The sequence below is a fragment of the Actinoplanes palleronii genome (genome assembly GCF_016862315.1).
Classification (GTDB): Bacteria; Actinomycetota; Actinomycetes; order Mycobacteriales; family Micromonosporaceae; genus Actinoplanes; species Actinoplanes palleronii.
On the sequence record NZ_BOMS01000048.1, the window covers coordinates 22,989 to 42,237 of the forward strand.

Annotated in this window: 13 protein-coding genes; 3 read left to right on the forward strand and 10 right to left on the reverse strand. The window is 70.7% G+C overall.

Annotation, left to right across the window (positions count from 1 at the left end; all coding sequences use genetic code 11):
* Positions 1 to 7 precede the first annotated feature (7 nt).
* Both Apa02nite_RS17430 and Apa02nite_RS17435 read left to right on the forward strand, forming a co-directional pair.
* A complete protein-coding gene (locus Apa02nite_RS17430) occupies positions 8 to 511 on the forward strand; it encodes a hypothetical protein (RefSeq protein ID WP_203825905.1) in 504 nt (167 codons plus the stop codon).
* Complete coding sequence (locus tag Apa02nite_RS17435; RefSeq protein ID WP_203825906.1) at positions 508 to 3,111, forward strand: M48 family metalloprotease; 2,604 nt, start codon at positions 508 to 510, stop codon at positions 3,109 to 3,111. Before Apa02nite_RS17430 ends, Apa02nite_RS17435 begins: the two co-directional genes overlap by 4 nt.
* On the opposite strand, the gene Apa02nite_RS17440 is transcribed toward Apa02nite_RS17435, so the two are convergent.
* The 5 genes from Apa02nite_RS17440 to Apa02nite_RS17460 form a co-directional block, all read right to left on the reverse strand.
* Positions 3,074 to 3,781, reverse strand: coding sequence for a hypothetical protein (locus Apa02nite_RS17440; protein ID WP_203825907.1), 708 nt, complete (start codon positions 3,779 to 3,781; stop codon positions 3,074 to 3,076). The genes Apa02nite_RS17435 and Apa02nite_RS17440 overlap by 38 nt on opposite strands.
* A 57-nt stretch (positions 3,782 to 3,838) precedes the next feature.
* Positions 3,839 to 4,039, reverse strand: coding sequence for a hypothetical protein (locus Apa02nite_RS17445; protein WP_203825908.1), 201 nt, complete (start codon positions 4,037 to 4,039; stop codon positions 3,839 to 3,841).
* A gap of 98 nt (positions 4,040 to 4,137) precedes the next feature.
* A complete protein-coding gene (locus Apa02nite_RS17450; protein WP_203825909.1) occupies positions 4,138 to 5,355 on the reverse strand; it encodes a right-handed parallel beta-helix repeat-containing protein in 1,218 nt (405 codons plus the stop codon).
* A 153-nt stretch (positions 5,356 to 5,508) separates the two neighbouring features.
* Positions 5,509 to 6,987 (reverse strand): nickel/cobalt transporter, encoded by a 1,479-nt coding sequence (locus tag Apa02nite_RS17455; protein ID WP_203825910.1) that lies wholly within the window; start codon positions 6,985 to 6,987, stop codon positions 5,509 to 5,511.
* Entirely contained in the window at positions 6,984 to 8,294 is a 1,311-nt protein-coding gene (locus tag Apa02nite_RS17460) for a tetratricopeptide repeat protein (RefSeq protein WP_203825911.1), read from the reverse strand. Before Apa02nite_RS17460 ends, Apa02nite_RS17455 begins: the two co-directional genes overlap by 4 nt.
* A gap of 149 nt (positions 8,295 to 8,443) precedes the next feature.
* Here Apa02nite_RS17460 and Apa02nite_RS17465 point away from each other — a divergent pair, with 149 nt between their 5' ends.
* The gene (locus tag Apa02nite_RS17465; protein WP_203825912.1) at positions 8,444 to 9,844 is read left to right on the forward strand and encodes a DUF4331 domain-containing protein; all 1,401 of its coding nucleotides are present in this window, start codon (positions 8,444 to 8,446) and stop codon (positions 9,842 to 9,844) included.
* Between the two features lie 53 nt (positions 9,845 to 9,897).
* Here Apa02nite_RS17465 and Apa02nite_RS17470 read toward each other — a convergent pair whose 3' ends face one another.
* The 5 genes from Apa02nite_RS17470 to Apa02nite_RS17490 form a co-directional block, all read right to left on the reverse strand.
* Positions 9,898 to 11,352 carry a glycoside hydrolase family 10 protein gene (locus Apa02nite_RS17470; RefSeq protein WP_203825913.1) on the reverse strand — a complete coding sequence of 485 codons (1,455 nt, stop codon included), beginning with the start codon at positions 11,350 to 11,352 and terminating at the stop codon, positions 9,898 to 9,900.
* A 352-nt stretch (positions 11,353 to 11,704) separates the two neighbouring features.
* Positions 11,705 to 13,081: a non-reducing end alpha-L-arabinofuranosidase family hydrolase gene (locus tag Apa02nite_RS17475; RefSeq protein ID WP_239164370.1), complete on the reverse strand. Its 1,377-nt coding sequence runs from the start codon at positions 13,079 to 13,081 to the stop codon at positions 11,705 to 11,707.
* Between the two features lie 11 nt (positions 13,082 to 13,092).
* Entirely contained in the window at positions 13,093 to 15,390 is a 2,298-nt protein-coding gene (locus tag Apa02nite_RS17480; protein WP_203825914.1) for a beta-L-arabinofuranosidase domain-containing protein, read from the reverse strand.
* A 72-nt stretch (positions 15,391 to 15,462) separates the two neighbouring features.
* Positions 15,463 to 16,959: a non-reducing end alpha-L-arabinofuranosidase family hydrolase gene (locus Apa02nite_RS17485; RefSeq protein ID WP_373872966.1), complete on the reverse strand. Its 1,497-nt coding sequence runs from the start codon at positions 16,957 to 16,959 to the stop codon at positions 15,463 to 15,465.
* 26 nt (positions 16,960 to 16,985) lie between these two features.
* Positions 16,986 to 19,043 (reverse strand): family 43 glycosylhydrolase, encoded by a 2,058-nt coding sequence (locus Apa02nite_RS17490; protein ID WP_203825915.1) that lies wholly within the window; start codon positions 19,041 to 19,043, stop codon positions 16,986 to 16,988.
* Positions 19,044 to 19,249: the final 206 nt, after the last annotated feature.

The following is a 19,249-nucleotide window of genomic DNA, read 5'->3' on the forward strand; positions in this document are numbered from 1 at the left end:
GGACACCATGGCTACCATCGAGACCCTGGCCGAGCGGGTGGTTCGCAAGACCGCCCCGGATCAGGTGGGCGAACTGCGGATCGTCGCACAGGGGTTCTTCGGTTCGGACCACGTCCGCCACCGCGTCGTGAACTCGGTCCTGGTGGGCGGGGGCGGTGCCGCGCCGGTCGGTGTCGACGCGGTGAGCGGGACGTTGATCGTCCAGACCGCGCTGGTGCTGCTGCAGGCGGTCGCCACCGACACCGCGTCGGACCTGATCCGGGACCAGGCCGGCAACGGGCTGAGCTGGTGGCGCCGGCGGCGGGCGGCCCGGGCCCTGCACCGCGCCGGCAAGACCGTGACCGCCACCACCGAGATGCCGGCGGTGTCGGCGAAGGACGCGCTGCTGCTGGCCGAGATCGGGCGCGGCATCGTCGAGCGGTCCGGTGGTTCCAAGGAGACCGCGGACCTCTTCGCGATCGTCTTCGCCGCCGAGGTGTGCCCGCAGGCCCGCGAGATCGACGAGAGATGACCCCGTTCACCCTGCCGCCGGCGACCGGGGGCCGGTTCGGCCTGCTGGTGCTCGCGACCGTCACCAGCTCCTGCTACCTCTACTCGTGGCTGGCCGGGCACCTGGCGCCGATCGCGACCGCCGGGCGGTACTGCGCCGAGCAGGCCCGCAAGGACGCGCCCCACGTCCTCCCGGACGCCCTGTCGCAGTGGTACACCGGCTGCTCCGACTGGGCCGGCCTGCGCGAGGCCGCCGCGGTCGCGGTGCTGCTCACCGTTCTGCTGCTCGGTGTCCTGGCGCAGTACCTGATCGCGCCGTGGTGGACCCGCCGCGGCCTGACCCGGCTCGACGACGCGTCCTGGGTCCGCAAGGACCTCGTCGCGGCCGGGGTCCCCGCCTCGGTCAGCGCCTTCGTCGATTCCGCCGGCCCCCGGGCGACCAGGGCGTTCGGCAACCGGCTGGAATACTCGATCGTGATCGGGTCCACCGACTACACCGATGACTGCGGTCCGGCGGTCCTCGCCCACGAGATCGGCCACCTGCGGAACCGCGACCTGGACGCCACCGCGCTGACCACCGCGGTCTGGCGGGCGTTCCTCGTGCTGGCCGCCGCGCCGACGCTGATCGTCGCGCTGACCGATCCGGCCGGGCTGCGCTATTACGGCTGGCGGCTCGCCGCGCTGCTGCTGCTGGTCTACGTCCTGCGCTGCCAGGTGATCCGGACCCGGGAGTTCTACGCCGACCACCGCGCGGTCGGCCCGCACCGGCCCGCGAAGGAATTCCTGGCCGCCCTGGCCCGGCGCGGCGACCCGACCAGTCTCTGGAATCAGCGTTTCCACCCCGGTCGGAAGCAGCGCGACAGTGTTCTGCAGGACTCCGGGGCGCTCTTCCGGCTCAGTGCCGCGACCGCGACCGCCGCGGGCATGCTCGTCGGCTTGGCCTACCGGCCCGGCTACCACTTCGTCTCGATCCTCTGGCCGTCGAGTGTCTTCGGCAAGGACCTGCTCTGCGGCGTCCTCTTCGGCGGGCTGGCCGCCGCCGCCCTGGCCGGCGCCACCTGGCGTTCCGCGCTCTGGACGGTCACCGTCGAGTCGAGCCGCACCACCTGGCGTTCCGTGCTGTGGCCGGTCACGTCCGACGGGCCCTCCCGCGCCACCTGGCGTTCCGTGCTGCGGTCGATAGCCTCCGACAACGTGTCGCCCCGGGCCGCCCTGGCCGCCGTGACGTTCACCGCAGGGCTGCTCGCCGGGGATCTGATCGCGCCCGCCCAGCCCGGCGCCGCCGCGTGGGCGCCGACGATGCTCCGCTCCCCGGGCCCGGGGCTGGCGGTCGCGCTGGTGCTGGCCGCGGGCACCTGGCTGTTCCTGCGCTGGACGTTCACCACCGCCGCGCCCCGGCTGGCGTCCACGCTGCACCCGCGCCCCGGCTACCACCGCGGCATGGTGGTGGCGGTCCTGGTCGCCGGGGTGTGGCTGGGCTTCTGGTTCCGGATCGCCGAGGTCTTCCAGCTCGATCCGCACTGGCGGGCCGTGGTCTTCGGGCTGGCCACCGCCGCGGTCCAGCCGGTGCCGCTGCTGGTGGTGTGGCTCGCCGGGCTCTACACCGCCGCGGTGGTCGCGTCCCGGACCTCCGGGATCGTCGCCGGTGACCTGCGCACCCCCTGGCGTCTGGTGCACCTGGTCGCGGGCGGGGTCGTCGTCGCGTACGCGCTGTTGCTGGCCGCCGACCACACCGCGATCGCCGCGGCGATCGGCCGGGCGCAGGTCGACGGCACGCCGGCCGCGCTCTGGCCGCTGTCCTATCTGCTGTACGCCCCGGCGCTGCTCACCTCCCTCGCCGGTGGCCTGGTCGCCGGTCTGGCCTACGCCAGCCGGCAGCGGACCGGGCAGCTGCTGGCCGGCGTCGTCACGGTGCTGCCCGCGCTGGCCGGCAGCCTGTTCCTGGTGTCGCTGGCGGCGGTGGTCCTGCTCGACGGACTGGACCGCTCGTTCGTCACCCTGCTCACCGGGCTGGGCGGGCTGCCCGGCCGGGAGGCCACCGACCAGCCCCGGTTCGCCGCGCTCGGCGTGATGATCCTGGCGCTGTACGCCGCGCTGCTGATCGGCGTGGTCCCGCTCGCCTGGCTCGGCGCCCGGATCCGCCGTCGATGGCGGCGGGCCCACACCGACGACGCGTCCCTGCCGAGCCGGCGCCGGGTCGCGGCCGGGCTGCTGCCCGGCGCCCTGGCCGGCGTGATCATCGCGGTTCTCGGGCTGCGCGAGTGGTCGTTCGCGGTCACCACCCCCGACCTGCGCCTGGACTACGACACCACCGCCGTCCAGCTGGTGCAGGACCGGGCCCGCCCGGGGTCGCTGTCCGGCGGCGACGCCTGCCGGAGCCTGTACGCGGGCGGGACGTCCTTCGGGTATGGGCCGCAGACCGACGCGGGCGCCGCGGGGCAGCTGGCCACGCTGGCCGCGATCGGGATGTCCGCCGACGACCTGGTCATGCAGCGCCTGGGCCGGGCCGCGATGGACGGGTTCACCCTGCGGCAGCTGGCCACCGGCACCGCGGCGGTGTCCAATCTGCTGCGCTACTGCCTGACTACGACACCCGCTGGACCCGGTTCGCCGCCGATCTGACGACCGCCTCGGCCTCGGCCTTGTCGATCTCGGTGAGGCCCATCACGATCACGGTCACCGCGATCCCCCGGTGCGCGAACGAGATCACGTAGCCGTGGATCGACATCGGCAGTCCGGCCGGGGTCGCGGTGAGCTGCACGCCGGCGGAGGCGTCGCCGTACTTCCCGACGGTCAGCTGGCTCATCGAGACCGTGACGCCGGTCCCGGCCGCCTCACCGGAGAAGTTGGGGCACGCCACCGGCGCGGCGGCCAGGTCGGCGACCATCGTGCGGGCCGCGAGGTCGCCGGGGGCCACGATCGCTTCCGCGACGAACGGTCCGGTCATCCCCTTGGCCAACATCACTTGTACGGCCTCAGCCGGCGCCGCGGACGCCACCGGGGCAGCCGAGGCCGCCGCTGCCCCGCCGCACTGCTGCGCACCGCTGCCCAGGTCGGTGATCCCGCCGGAGCCGGCCGGTCCGGCGGGCATCGGCCCGTACCCGGGCAGGTCGCCGGCGGTCAGCAGCAGATCCTGAAGCTGCTCGCCGGTCGGCGTGAGATCGGGCGCGGTGTTCGCCGGTGCGGCCGGCGTGGCCGTGGCATCGAGGGGCTTCGGCGGGTTCACCAGGCTGCAGCCGCCGAGGCCGAGAACCAGCGTCACCGCCGAGAGTCGCCGCAGGTGTGGACGCATGGATGCCATCGTCGTCCACCCGTCCGAACCGGACAATCACCCGTTGGAGAGACCGGGCTAGGGCGCGGCCGGGGCGAGCAGCGTCGTGCCGTCGACCAGCTCACCGTCCGCGCCGGTCAGCGGATGCCGCGGATCGCCCTCGTGCGGGCCGCCCAGGTCGCTGACACGCGCCGGGGTGTTCCCGAGCGGGGTGTCCCGGGCGATCCGATTACGGAAGATCAGCAGGCCGCCGGCATCGCAGCAGACCGGCCTCGGCACCACTCCCCTCCTCACTTCAGCCCGAGACCAACCACCCTGGCCTGCCTGATTCCGACGATCTGCCATCCGGATCCGGTCGGTGATCGGCGGAGCGACGGTCAGATCTTCGCGCCGACCGCGGCGCCGTTCGCCGGGACCAGGAACGTCGAGGACGCGATCGCGCCGGTCGAGGTCCGTGCGCCGGTGATCGTCGCCGGGCTGGTGCTGAGCAGTGTCCAGGTGCCGCCGATGTTCCACGAGTTCCCGGACGCGGTGGACGAGCCGAGGGCGACAGCGGTGGTGTTGCCGACCGCGAGGTTCCCGGTCAGTTTCGCGGTCGAGCCGCCGTCGAAGTCGAAACCGGTCTTGGCGTTCTGGTACGCGGTCGACCGACCCACCGTGATCGCCCCGGTGTTGCCGTTGTCGGTGAACCCGTGCGCGGCGTTACCGAACGCCATGCTGTTGGTGACGGCGTGACTCGCGGCTGGCCCGGTGCCGCTGCTGCCGCCGAGCTTGAAGCCGTTGCCGTCACCGGAGAAGTCCGGGACGCTCCACCGGTTGTAGCCGTTGCCGTACGAAATCGAATCTTGGATGGTGATCGGGGAACTGAAGCTCCACGCGTCGAAACCGTCGTCGATGTTGTTCCACAGCCTGGCGCCGCGCACCACGTTGCCGGTGCCGCTGCCCTCCTTGACGCCGAGCCCGTCCGCGCTCTCGCCGTTCTTGCGCGGGTCACGGTTGTTGTAGCTGTCCAGGTTCAGGATCAGGTTGTTCGCCGAGACGCCCTGCAGCTGGAATCCGGTCTCGTAGTTGTCGTGCGTGACCACCTGGTCGAACGTGTTGCCGGTGCACTTGTTGCAGTAGATCCCGTACGGTCCGTGCGCGATCTCCAGGCCGACGACTTTCCAGTACGACGCCTCCATGTGGATCGCCCCGCGCTGCGCACTCGGGATGGTGGACCCGACCGCGCCCGGGGTGTAGGCCAGCGCCTCACCGTCGATGACCACCTTCTCGCTACCGTAACGGGTCAGCGTGATCGGCGCGGCGGCCGTACCGCTCGTGGTGATCTGGATGTTGGCGGTCAGCGGATAGGTCCCGCCGCGCACCGCGATCGTGCCACCGGCGGCGACCAGACTGATCGCTTTCTGGATGGTGGCGAACGGCGCCGCGAGCGTGCCGGCGGCGCTGTCACTGCCGGTGGTCGCGACGTAGTAGGTGGCGGCGGTCGCGGCGTCGGCGGTGCCGATCGCGGCGATACCCGCTCCGACCACGGTGAGCGCGGCGGCCGTGGTGATCGCGGCCCGGCGCAACGGACGACGCCCGGTGACTGACGACATGGATGCTCCTCACGGGTTCGCGCGCGGCACGGGGAACGTCCACCGGCACGCGAACACGGTTCTCAGGGGGATGACGGCCCGGAGGGCATCGTTGCCGTCCGGGCCGGGTGTCATATCCCTAGTGGCCGTGAGGTCCGAAAAGGTTGCCCGGCGTCAGCGCAGCATGCCGGGTGCCGCCAGCAGGGTCATGCCGAGGCCGACCAGCACGATGACCGCGGCCGTGGCCACCGGCAGCCGCCGGGTCAGCAGGACGCTCCAGCGGCCGGAACCGGCCCGGCGCAGCCGCTCGCCCCAGTGGGCCAGGGCGAACCCGACGCCGGTGAGCGTCGCGGCCAGGCCGATGCCGTAGGCGAGCACCAGCAGCACGCCGTACCAGGCCCGGCCGAGCGCGGCCGCGCCGAGCAGGACCACCACCGCGGACGGGCTGGGCGACAGGCCGCCGGCGAAGCCCATCGCCAGCAGCGGACGGATCCGCAGCGGCTCGTCGGGCTCGGGCACGTGGTGGGTGTGCGTGTGGCCGCCATGACTGTGGCTGTGACCGTGGTCGTGATGGTGCCCGGCATGCACCAGCTCACCGTGGTGATGGTGGACCGGCTGGGCACGCAACCGGCGGACCGCCTGGTAGAGCAGGTGTGCGCCGACCAGCGTGACCAGCACCCCGCTGATCAATCGCAGCCATTCGTACATGGTGTCCGGGGCCAGTTGCAGGGAGGTGGCGAACAGGACGCCGAGGGCGAGCACCCCGAGCGTGTGTGTCACCGCGACCGCGCCGGCCACCGTCACCGCGTGCACCGCCCGTCCGCGCGCGCCGACCAGGTAGGCCGCCATGATGGTCTTGCCGTGCCCGGGCGCGACGGCGTGCGCGCCGCCGAGCACCAGCGCGATCAGGAACGCGAGCACGCCGACGCCCAGGGTCAGCTCGGGATGCCCGATCAGGCCGGTGAACCAGACCGTGAACCGGTCGGCGCCGCGGGCCTGCGCCGCGCCGGTCGCGGTGAACGGGGCCACGGCCGCCGGTCCACCGGGCCGCACTCCGAACGTCGCGGTCCGCACATCCAAGGAGACCACGCCTGAGGGGTACGAGGTGAGCCGCGCACTGGCACTCTCCGCCGGCACGTCGGAGCGGACGACGGTGTACCGGTCGCCGGCCGCGGTGACCTCACGCCAGCCGATCCGGTCGGGGTACAGCGCCGCGCGAAAGCCGACCGTCGTCGCGTCGGTGATCCGTGCGTCGGCGTGCAGCACGCACTGCAGGCGCAACGTGGTGAGCCCGCCGGCGCCGGCCGGGAACGTCAACCCGGCCGGTGCGGCGGCCAGGCGCAGGTTCTGCCCGCCGACGGTGACCGCGCTCGCGTCGGCCGCCGCCGCGCAGGTCCGGGTGGCGTAGGCGTCGTTCTCGGCCGGGGACCCGGTCCCGTCCCGGTCAGTGTCGATCTCCACGGTGCGGGCCTGGTACGCGGGCAGCTCGGCCAGGTCGAGCACGTAGTCGACGTCCACCCCGGCCGCGCCGACCCGCAGACCGGCGTACTGATTGGTGGTGAAGTTGCCGAGCGGGTGCGCCTGCGCCGGTACGCCGGTGAGCAGCGCCGCCAGCACGCCGAGCAGCACCACGCCGAAGCCTCTGCGGATCATGCGGGGCCACCCAGGTCGGTGAGGGCGGTCCGGGCCCGAGCCCCGTACCGCAGCGAGAAGTACGGGTTGAGGTCCAGCGCCCGGGTGAGGTCGGCGCGCGCCCCGGCCCGGTCGTGCAGCGCCAGGCGGATCTCGGCGCGGTAGTAGTACGCCCGCGCGTCCCGGGTGCCCAGCCGCAGCCCCCGGTTCGCGTGGACGAGTGCGGCCCGGTCGTCACCGGCGGCGTGCAGCGCCCAGGCGTACGCGGTCTGCACCGTGACGCCCGGCCGCGCGGCCAGCAACGCCCTGCCCTGGGTGACCGCACCCCGCGCGTCGCCGTGGTCGGCGGCGAACAGGATCAGGTCGATGTCGGTGGTCGCCGCGCCGGCCCCGGGCAGCCGGGCGCTGACCCGGATCAGGTCCTCGGTCTGTGCCGCCGCCTCGGTCTGGCCGGCCGCGGTGAGCGTGTCGGCGAGCGTCATCAGGTGGTCGACGGTCGGCAGCGTCGCCGTGGCGGCCCGCAGGTCGCTCACCGCCGCGGTCAGGTCACCACGGGCGGCGGCCACCTTGCCCCGGTCGGCGAGCAGCGCCGGCTGACCGGGCACCCGGGCCAGCCCCTCGGCGAAGTGGGCGGCGGCGGTGTCCAGGTCGCCGGCCCCGAAGGCCAGTTCGCCGAGGTGGGTCAGCGCGAAGGTGATCTCGTCGGGTGAGGTCGCGACCTCGCGGGCCCGGGTCATCAGCTCCAGCGCGCGGGCCTGGTCGCCGCGCAGCTCGAACAGGTAGGAGGCGCGGGCGAACGACCCGGTGTCCGGGCGCAGGTCGAGCATCCGCTGCACCGCCGTGGTGGCCTCGGGATAGCGGCCGAGTTCCACGTTCGCGTCGGTGAGCACCCCGTACGCGTCGGCGGAGTAGTCGTCGGCGGCGACCGCCAGGCGCGCGTAGCGCAGCGCGGAACGGAAGTCGTGGCGTGCCGCCGCCAGCGCGCCGAGCCCGGTGAGCGCCCCCGCGTTGCCGTCCGGGCGCACCGCGCGGGAGCGGCGCAGCGCGGTCTCGGCGGCCCGGTAGTGCGCCGGGTCGTAGGTGATCCGGCCGAGCTGGATCCGGGCCGCGCCGAGCGCCGCCCAGCCCTGCCAGTCGCCGGGCACCTCGGCGAGGTGGGTCTCGGTGCGGCCCACGTAGGCGTCCAGCTCGCGCGTCGGCGACCGGTCGACGGCCGTGGACGCGCCGGGTGCCGGCTCACGATCGGGCACCAGGGCGGCGCCGGCGCCGAGCAGGGCCACCGCCGCCAGGACCGTGACCAGCGCCGGGCGTGCCCATCGTCTCCGCATCCCCTGATCGTGCGCTACTCCGGCCTTCCAGACATTAACGACACGAGTATTGCAGCCGGTTCACCTGCGACGACACCTGGAATGAGGCTAAGAACAGACGGTGGGGCGGTGGCACCGACGCCGTCGTCCCGCCTGATACCGGGGGAATCATGAGAATCGTCCCAACCACTTCGCGCCGGAGACTGCTCTCCGTGTCGGCGCTCGGCGTCTCGGCCGCCTTGGTGGCCACGCTCGCACCGATCCAGGGCCAGGCGTCCTCGCACCGCGAGGCGCCGCTGGTCGCGACCACTCCCAGCCTGGACAACACCGACCTGTACGCGTTCGTCAGCCCGGACGCGACCGACACCGTCACGATGGTCGCGAACTGGCAGCCGTTCGAGGAGCCGAACGGCGGCCCGAACTTCTATCCGTTCGCGCCGCTGACCGCGCACGACATCAACATCGACAACAACGGTGACGCCAAGCCGGACATCACCTACCGGTGGACGTTCAGCACGACGTACCAGAACACCAACTCGTTCCTGTACAACACCGGTGCGGTCTCGTCGCTGACCGATCCGGATCTCAACGTCCGGCAGACCTACAGCCTGCAGCGGATCACCCCGGGCGGCACCCGGACGATCGTGCACGACGGGCCGGTCGCGCCGTCGTTCACCGGTGAGGCGTCGATGCCGGACTACGCGGCGTTGTCCGACGCGGCGGTCACGTCCGCCGGGCACGGCGCCAAGTCGTTCGCGGGCCAGTCCGACGACGCGTTCTTCGCCGACCTGCGGGTCTTCGACCTGCTCTACGGCGGCGACCTGAGCAAGGTCGGCCAGGACACCCTCAAGGGCTACAACGTCAACACCATCGCGCTGCAGGTGCCGAAGGCCGATCTGGCGCTCAAGGGTGACGCCACCGGCAACCCGGTCGTCGGCATCTGGACCACCACGTCGCGGATGGGCGCGGACATGGACGGCAAGCCCGGCAAGCTGCAGCAGGTGTCCCGGCTGGGCATGCCGCTGGTGAACGAGGTGGTGCTGCCGCTGCGCAAGAAGAACCGGTTCAACGCCGCCAAGCCGCAGGACGACGCGCAGTTCGGCGAGCACGTCACCGACCCGGAGGTGCCGAAGCTGATCAAGGCGATCTACGGCATCCCGGCCCCGGCCGCGCCGCGGAACGACCTGGTCGAGGTGTTCCTGACCGGTGTCTGCAAGGCCTGCCCGGGCCCGGTCGACGCCGACCTCAACTCGCAGCTGGTGAACAAGGACGTCAACAAGAAGTGGTTCGTGCCGAGCGAGCAGCTGCGCCTGAACATGGCCGTGGCGCCGGCCATGACCCCGAACCGGCTCGGCGTGATCGGCGGTGACCTGGCCGGCTTCCCGAACGGGCGCCGCCTCGCCGACGACGTCATCGACGTGACGCTGCAGGCCGCCGAGGGCATCCTGCTGCCCGACGTGCCGGAAGCGGTCAAGACCCTGGGCGACGGGGTCGACGCGAACAGCGCCGGCTTCCGCAGCTCGTTCCCGTACGTCGCGCTGCCGAACCAGATGAGCGTCAACCAGAACTGAGCAAAACGCGCGGCGGCCGGTCACCCGGTCGCCGCGCGTCAGGAGCGGGCGGGTCAGCTGAGGCTGAATCGCTGGTTGGCCTGCCCGCTGCAGTCGTAGAGCTGCACCTGCTGGCCGTTGCCGGTGCCCCAGACGTCCAGGCAGCGTCCGGACTGCACACCGGTGATGGTGCCGTTGCTGTTGACGTTCCACTGCTGGTTGGCCTGGCCGTTGCAGCTGTAGATCTGCACGGCCGCGCCGTTGCCGGAGCCGGCCGCGTCCAGGCACTTGCTGCCGTAGACGGTCAGCTGCTTGCTCGAGGTGAGCGTCCACCTCTGGTTGGTCTGGCCGTTGCAGTCGTAGAGCTGGACCCGCGTGCCGTCGGTCTGCGAGGAGCTGGGCACGTCGACGCACCGGCCGGACTGGGCGCCGAGAATCCGGCTCCCGGTGCCCGGGGTGGCCGACGTCGACGGTGACGGTGACCCGGTGCCACCGCTGGGTGTCGGCGAGGACGTGCCGGGGCCGGCTGCGTTGAGGGCGTTGAGCACCGAGGTGTACGCGGCCTTCTTGTTGCCGCTGCCGTCGAACAGCAGCGGGCTCTCGCCGGAACGCCACGAGTCGCTGTCGCGCACGCCCCACACCGTGATGCCGATGCAGCGGGGCACGTTCATGCAGGCCTGGGTCAGTCCGGCGTACTGCGAGGTGGACGCGTTGGTGACGTCGACCTCGGTCAGGGCCACGTCCACGCCGAGGGCGGCGAAGCTCTGCAGCGTGGTCGAGAAGTTGCCGGGCAGCGAGCTGCCGCCGGTGAAGTGGGTCTGCAGGCCCACGCAGTCGATCGGTACGCCGCGGGACTTGAAGTCGCGGATCATGTTGTAGACGCCCTGCGTCTTGCCGTAGGACCAGTTCTCGATGTTGTAGTCGTTGTAGCAGAGCTTGACCGACGGGTCGGCGGTGCGGGCGGTGCGGAACGCGACCTCGATCCAGTCGTTGCCGGTGCCCTGCAGGTTGGAGTTGCGCCGGCTGCCGTCCTCGTTGAACGCCTCGTTGACCACGTCCCAGGCGGCGAGCTTGCCCTTGTAGTGGCCCATCACCCCGTTGATGTGATCGATCATCGCCTGGCGCAGGGTGCTGCCGCTGAGGCTCTGCATCCAGCCCGGCTGCTGCGAGTGCCAGGCCAGGGTGTGCCCGCGCACCTTCAGGCCGCGCTGGGTCGCCCAGTTGTAGATCTGGTCGCCGGCGCTGAAGCTGAACTGGCCCCGGTTGGGTTCGGTGGCGTCCGGCTTCATCTCGTTCTCGGCCGTGATCATGTTGAACTCACGCCCGGCGATCGTGGTGTAGGTCGAGTCGTTGAGCCGGCTGCCGGCGATCGCCGTGCCGAAGTACCGGCCGGACTGCGCGGCGGCGGCACCCAGGGTGCTCGCCGCGGCCTGCGCGTCCGGCATCACCATCAGGGCGCTGAACGCGGCGACGGCGGCCGCGGTGCCGGCCAGCAACGTCCGGGTGCGGACGCGAGATCTGCTTTCCATGAGTGCCTCCCTGTGTCGGCCGTGCGTCCGGGCGCCGGGCAGCACCCGGACGACAGCCGTGGCCGCCGTGCGGGTGAAGGAGAGCGAGAGAACGCAGAGCCCGAATCGAAAGCGATGGACTTCAATGCCTCGTCATGCTGGCACGGTAACACCGGCGAAACAAGTACTTCCGGAAAACTTCCGGAAGTATCATCGCCAGGAGGAGCGTGCTGAGCTGCGCTTTCGTTGAGGTAACCGGCACATCTGACCTTCACAACTATCGCCAGGAATTCCGAGAGTTTCGGTTCTTGACGGCAAAGCGCCGCGGGCCGTCTCCCCGATGGAACGGCCCGCGGCGTCGGTGGCAGCGCCGCTATCGCTGCAGGGTGAGCAGGCCCGGCCGCCACGGCAGCTGGTCGTAGGCGCCACCGGCGTTCGGGTTCTTGCCCTGGTAGAGCAGTTGCAGGTTGCACGGGTCGACGGTCTTGGTCTGATCCGGGTTGCTCCGCACCAGGTCACCGTGGCTGATGTCGTTGGTCCAGGTCGCGCCACTGTTGGCCTTGCCCGCGAACGGGTTGCTCTCGGTGGCGGCCTGCGGCGTCCACGACCCGCCCAGGCTGGTCGCGGTGAACGACCGGAAGTAGCGGCCCTGACTCCCGATCGCCTCGACGATCATCAGGTACTGGTTCTGGCCCTGCACCTTGTAGACCTCGACCGCTTCGAACAGGTTGTTCGTCGAGTCGCTCATGATGGTGGTGTACGACGAGCCGAAACTGCCCGGGAAGTTCCCGATCGGCATGCTGGCCCGGTAGATCTTGCCGTTGTCCCCGGCGAAGAACAGGTACATGTTCGTGCCGTCACCGATCAGCGTCTGGTCGATCACGCCGGTGCCGGACCCGGTGATCGATCCGGTGAACAGCGTCTGCGCCGCCGACCAGCCGTTGGCGTTCGTCGGATCGCTGGAGGTCTTGTAGCTGAACGCGGTCGGGCCCCACTGGTAGGCCAGGATCCAGACGTTCTTCGGCGCGAAGTAGAACAGCGTCGGCGCCACGGTGCCCTGACTCATCGCGTTCTGGCTCGCCGAGGCCATGTCCGACCAGTTGGTGAACGGGGTGAAGTTCATCGAGCCGTACCCGGAGCCGGAGACGTTCGACGCGTAGACCAGGTGCTTGCCGTTGTAGACGACGTTGGTGAAGTCCTTCAGCGACACCCACCCGGACTTCGGTTCGGCCAGCGAGCCGGTCGAGGTCCAGCGGTAGCTCGACGGGAGCGGGCAGGTGCCGCCCGGCGTCGAGGGCGAGGTCGACGGCGACGGGGACGACGGCGACGGCGAGGCCGGCGTGGTCCCACCGGTGCAGGTCACCCCGTTCAGAGCAAAATTCGACGGTACGGGGTTGCTGCCGGTCCACGCGCCGTTGAAACCGAACGACACCGTGCCGTTCGTGGTGATCGCGCCGTTGTAGCTCACGTTCGTCGCGGTCACCGCCGAGCCGCTCTGCGTCACCGTCGCGTTCCACGCCTGGGTGACCGTCTGCCCCGCGCCGTACGACCAGGTCAGCGTCCAGCCGGACACCTGATCACCCAGGTTGGTGATCGCCACGCTGGCGCCGAACCCGCCCTGCCAGGACGACGTCACGGTGTAGCCCACCGAGCAGCCGGCCGCCGCGGCGTCGGCGGGCCTCGCCGCCACCACCGCCGTCGTGGCCAGCAGCGCGGCTCCGGCCGAGGCCAGGATTCTGGATCTGTGCACGATTCCTCCGATCAGGCGACGCGTACCAGGCGCCAGTTGTTGTCGGCACTGCCGTTGTCGGACTCCTGGACCACCGGGCTGCCCCAGGCGCTCGAGGCGTTCAGCACGGCGAGCACCTTGCCGCTGTTGACGTTGCGGATGCGATAGGAGCCGTCGCTGTTGGCCAGCAGGGTCCAGCGGTGGTCGGCGGTGCCGTTGTCGGCCCACTGCAGGACCCGGGCGTTGTCCGTGGTCGCCATGTTCTCGACGCCGAGGACCTTGCCGCTGTTGACGTTGCGGAACCGGACGGCTCCGCCGTCGGCGATCTGCGCCCACCGATGGTCGGCGGTGCCGGTGTCGCCCCAGACCACGGCCGGGCCGCCGTCCGCGGTGGACATGTCCTGCACACCCAGGACCAGCCCGGAGGCCGCGTTCACCAGCTGGTAGGTGCTCTCGCCGGTGCCGGCGGTGTTCCAGTAGACGGCGTAGTTGAAGCCGTGCGCGTCGTGGAACGGGCCCAGCTGGACCGGGACGCCGTTGGCCGTGGCGGTGAAGGCCAGGCTGCCGGCGCCGGTCCGGGCGATCGACGACACGGTCAGCGCCGGGTTGCCCGCCGGTGTCGTGCTGCCGTAGTTGCCGGCCAGCACCACCGGGCCGTACGTGATGGCCTGCACCGCGGGGTTGTCACCGGCCGGTTGCATGATCACGCGCATCGGCAGGCGGACGGTCAGCACGTCTCCGGCGGCCCAGACCCGGGTCACGGTGGCGTAGCTGCCCGCGGCGGCGCCGATGTTCTGGGTGACGCCGTTGACCGTGAGCGTCGCGCCGGAGGTCCAGCCGGGGATGCGGACCCGGATGCTCCACGATCCGCTCATCGTGCCGGCCAGCGTCAGCGTGGTGGTGTCGCTGACCGGGTACGACGTGGCCTGGGTGACCGTGATGCCCCGCTCGGCCCAGGTCAGCACCGACGGCGTGAACAGGTTCACCGTCAGCGTGGTCCCGGCGGAGAAGTAGATCGAGTCCATCAGCTTCGTGTTGGTCTCCACCCCGGTGCCCTGGCAGCACCAGAAGCTGGTGTAGTCGGTCGACCAGGTGCCGCCGCCCCAGGCCGGCCCCACGCCCCGGCGCCCGCCCGCCTTCAACGGCGTGAAGTAGGTGATGTGCCCGTGGCTGTCGGCCGGGTTCTGCGCGCCGATCAGGTGGTTGAGCAGCGCCCGCTCGTAGAAGTCGAAGTAGGCCGACCGGTCCGGGTCGGTGAGCCACAGCTCCCGGGTCAGCTTGAGCATGTTGTAGGTGTTGCAGTGCTCGCACGTGTCGGTGGTCAGGTATCCGGCGATCGCGTTCGGGGCGCGGAAGTGCTCGGCCTGGCTGTTGCCGCCGATGGCGTACGTGTGCGCGCCGGTGGTGATGGTCCAGGCGTTGAGCCCGATGTCGCGGTAACGGGTCGTGCCGGTCGCCTTGTACTCGCGGACGGCGCCGACCCACTTGGGCACCTGGGTGTTGGCGTGCAGCCCGTTGAGCTGGTCGGCGCCGGCGGCGAGCGGGGTGAACACGGCCGCGTGGTCGAAGCGCTGCGCGGCGGCGAGCCACCGGGTGTCGCCGGTCTGCTGGTAGAGGTCGGCGAGCACCTCGTTCATCCCGCCGAACTCGGTGCGCAGCACGGTCTGCATCTGCGTGCCGGTCAGCCGCGCGGTGCGGGTGTCGACCCACCCGGCGAGGCGCAGCAGCACGTCGCGGGCGGTGGTGTCGCCGATCAGGCGCCACACGTCGAGCAGCCCGGCGAGCGTCTTGTGCACGCAGTAGTAGGGCACGTTGCCGTTGGACAGCGTGCCGGCCTCCAGAGCGGTGAAGTCGGACTCCGGGAATCCGGAGAGGTAACCGTTCGACGCCTGGCAGGCGGCCAGCCCGGCGACCAGGTAGACGGCCTTGTCACGGCAGGTGGTGTCACCGAGGGCCGCCCAGGCCTGCGCCCACGCGGTCAGGACGTGCCCCTGCATGTGCGTACGAAAAGGGAAGCTCGGTGCGTCCCAGCCGCCGTTGGCGGCGGCACCTGCGGTGGACCGGCCGTGGTTGGCCCGGAAGTTGTAGAGCAGCCGGTCGGCGTCGACGAACCGCAGGTAGTTCACGGTGCGGGCCTGGTTGTCCAGCCAGCGCCCGGTGGTCAGCCGGACCTGGCCGAGGCCGAACGGGTAGGCCGCGACGCCGAGGTCCGCGCGGACGGGCGCCACCACGGCGGCCTCGGCGCGGGAGGTGCCACCGAGGGTGGTCGCCACCGCGCCGGCACCGGCGGCCTGCAACAGGGCGCGGCGACTGATCGGGAACGGGGTCATGGTTCGCTCCTTGGGGATGGGCCCCGGCGGGCCGATAGGGGCGCGGCCCGCCGGGGTGGTTCAGCGAGCCGGTCAGCGCTGCCGGGTGAGCAGGCCCGGCCGGTACGGCAGCAGCCCGTAGTCACCGCCGGAGCTCGGCGAACGACCCTGGTAGAGCAGCTGCAGATTGCACGGATCGACCGTCATGGTCTGGTCGGCGCTGGTGCGGATCAGCTCGCCGTGGCTGATGTCGTTGGTCCAGGTCGCCCCGCTGTTGGCCTTGCCCGCGAACGGGTTGCTCTCGGTGGCGGCCTGCGGCGTCCATGACCCGCTCAGGCTGCTCGCGGTGAAGGAGCGGAAGTAGCGCCCGTTGGACCCGATCGCCTCGACGATCATCAGGTACTGGTTCTGGCCCTGCACCTTGTAGACCTGCGGCGCTTCGAACAGGTTGTTCGTCGAGTCACTCATGATCGTGGTGTACGACGAGCCGAAACTGCCCGGGAAGTTCCCGATCGGCATGCTCGCCCGGTAGATCTTGCCGTTGTCCCCGGCGAAGAACAGGTACATGTTCGTGCCGTCACCGATCAGCGTCTGGTCGATCGGTCCGGTGCCGGAACCGGAGATGCTGCCGGTGAACAGGGTCTGCGCCGACGACCAGCCGTTGGGGTTGGCCGGGTCGCTGGAGGTCTTGTAGCTGAACGCGGTCGGACCCCACTGATAGGTCAGCACCCAGATGTTCTTCGGCGCGAAGTAGAACAGTGTCGGCGCCACGGTGCCCTGACTCATCGCGTTCTGGCTCGCCGAGGCCATGTCCGACCAGTTGGTGAACGGGGTGAAGTTCATCGAGCCCCAGCTCGACCCGGTGTCGTGCGTGGTGGCGTAGACCAGCTGCTTGCCGTTGTAGGGCACGACGGTGAAGTCCTTCAGCGACACCCAGCCGGACCGCGGGTTCGCCAGCGAGCCGGTCGACGACCAGCGGTAGGTCGACGGCAGCGTGCACGATCCGGACGGCGGCGGCGAGCTCGGCGTCGAGCCGCCGCCGAGCTTGACCAGCTGCCACTGCTGGTTGGCGCCGTTCCAGTCGGCGTACTGCACGATGTTCGCGCCGTCCGCGGCCGACGCGCCCTGCACCTCGACGGCCTTGCCGCTGTTCCGGTTGATCAGCTGGATGTACCCGTCGATGTCCTGCACGCTGAACTGCTGGTTGGTGGTGTTGTTGTCGGTCCACTGCACGATCGCGCCGCCGTCGGCGGTCGACAGGTTGTAGACGTCCAGAACCTTGCCGGAGTGCTTCGACTTGAGCCGGTAGTAGCCGCCACCGGAGTCGACGAACTGCCACTGCTGCTGCGCCTGGTCGTTGCGCGTCCACTGGGTGATCCGCGCGCCGTCGGTGGTGGCCATGTTGTACAGGTCCAGCGCCTTGCCGCTGGTCCGGTTGACCAGCACGTAGGAGGCGCTGGTGTCGATCGTCGCGGCGGACGCCGGCATCGCGGTGACGGCGAGGCTGCCCGCGCCGACCATCACGATCAGCGCGGCGAGCGCGCCCTTCCAGCGCCGGCGCGGTGGTGCGGTCTGCGGAACCACTGTCATCTCGAACTCCTCGGGGGGAACGGGGATCAGGGGGTGCTGAGGTCGAACCGGTTGACCGTCACCGCGCCGCCCAGGGCCTGGGTGGCGTAGTTGAACAGGCCGAAGCGGTAGCCCATGAAGAACTGCCAGGCGTTGGTGAGGGTGAACGCCGGGCCCAGGGTGGTGAACGTGCTGCCGTTGGTGCTGTAGGAGAACGTGGCGGTGCGCCCGGAGCCGGGCCGGATGTCGGCGCTGACCCGCAGCCAGAGCTTGCCGCCGCTCACGCTCGCGCCGGCCGCCTCGCTGCCGGTGCCGGTGGTGGCCCAGCTGGAGTTCATGGTCAGCCCATTGGTCATCGACACCCGGGTGGCGCCGTTGTCCTTGCGGACGCCGATCCAGGCCGAGGAGTCGCGCAGCATGGCCAGCCCGGCCCGGTCGCCATTGGCCATCTGCGAGTAGTCCAGCTCGACGGTGGCGGTCGACGTCGGGCCCTGGATCCGGTGGGTGAGCGTGTTGCGCGCGTTGTACAGGTCGTTGGTCACCGTGGCGGTGGACAGCCGCAGTCCGTTGCCGACGCTGAACTTGCCGGTGTCCGGGTTGTGGTTCCACTCCCAGCGGGGTCCGAGCGTGCTGCCGGTGAACGTGTCCGCACCGGTCATCGGCGTGACGGTCTTCGTGGTGGTGATGGCCGGCGTCGGGTAGCTCGCGCCCCACCGGCCGTTGACGGTGGTCAGCACCGGCCAGTCGTTGCTCCAGGTGATCGGGGCCAGCGTCGGCACCCGGCCGCCGGGGTAGGCGTCGGTGAACGCCATGTACCACCAGTCACCGGCCTGGGTCTGCACGAGACCGCCCTGATGCGGCACCCCGCCCCCGGAGATCGGCCCAGGAAGATCAAGAAGGACCTGCTTCTGTTCGTACGGACCGAACGGGCTGGTCGAGCGCAGCACGTACTGCCCGTTGGCCGGCCGGGTCAGCCAGATGTAGTAGTAGTTGCCGCGCTTGTACATCCGCGCGCCCTCGAGGGTGCCGACACTCGACGGGGTGGTGTAGACGGTCTGCGAGCGCACCTGCGAGGTCAGGTCGCCGGAGAGCTGGGCGACGCTGATCGTGCCGTTGCCGTAGGCCACGTACGGGGTGTCGTTGTCGAACAGCAGCCCGGCGTCGTAGTAGCACGTGTTGAGCCGGGCCTTCTTCGACCAGGCGCCGTCGACCGCGGACGCGGTGTAGACGTACGTGCGGTTGAACTCGGTGCAGCCCAGCCAGTAGTAGGTGCTGGTGCTGGGCCGGTAGTTGAACGCCGACGCCCAGATGCCCTTGACGTACGCGCGGGCGCCGGACAGGTCGTAGGCGGCGGAGTCGAAGTCCAGCCGGGGCACCGAGTGACCGGCGTACTCCCAGTTCACCAGGTCGTAGGAGCGCAGGATCGGCGCACCCGGCGAGTAGTGCATGGTCGACGCCGAGTAGTAGTAGGCGTCACCGACCCGGATGATGTCGCCGTCGGCGAAGTCCTGCCACACCACCGGGTTGCTGAACGTGCCGGTGGAGGGGGTGCCGCCGCCGAGCTTGACCAGCTGCCACTGCTGGTTGGCGCCGTTCCAGTCGGCGTACTGCACGATGTTCGCGCCGTCCGCGGCCGACGCGCCCTGCACCTCGACGGCCTTGCCGCTGTTCCGGTTGATCAGCTGCAGGTACCCGTCGACGTCCTGAATACTGAACTGCTGGTTCGTCGCGTTGTTGTCGGTCCACTGCACGATCGCGCTGCCGTCGGCGGTGGAGGCGCCGGAGACGTCCAGGACCTTGCCGGAGTGCTTCGACCTGAGCCGGTAGTAGCCGCCACCGGAGTCGACGAACTGCCACTGCTGCTGCGCCTGGTCGTTGCGCGTCCACTGAGTGATCCGCGCACCGTCGGTGGTGGCCATGTTGTACAGGTCCAGCGCCTTGCCGCTGGACCGGTTGACCAGCACGTAGGAGGCGCTGGTGTCGATCGTCGCGGCCGACGCGGCCGGTGCGGCTGCGGCGACCGCGACCGCCGCGCCCAGCACGACGGTCAGCGCGGCGGCGAGCAGGCGCCACGGCCGGCGCGGCACTTCGGGGCGAGCCCTCATCGTCCACTCCTCGCATCGGGATTTCTCGTCCGGAACCAAAATGGGAGCGCTCACATTTATGGACTGGATATTGCCAGAAGGTTTCGGGGTGTTTCAATTCCTTGACCGCGCGACCAACGCGGCGAGAACCGCATAACAGTTCGCGGAAAAATACTTCCGGAATCGGTCGGGAAAGATGCCGTCGTTTTCTGTTATGTGCGGGCCGG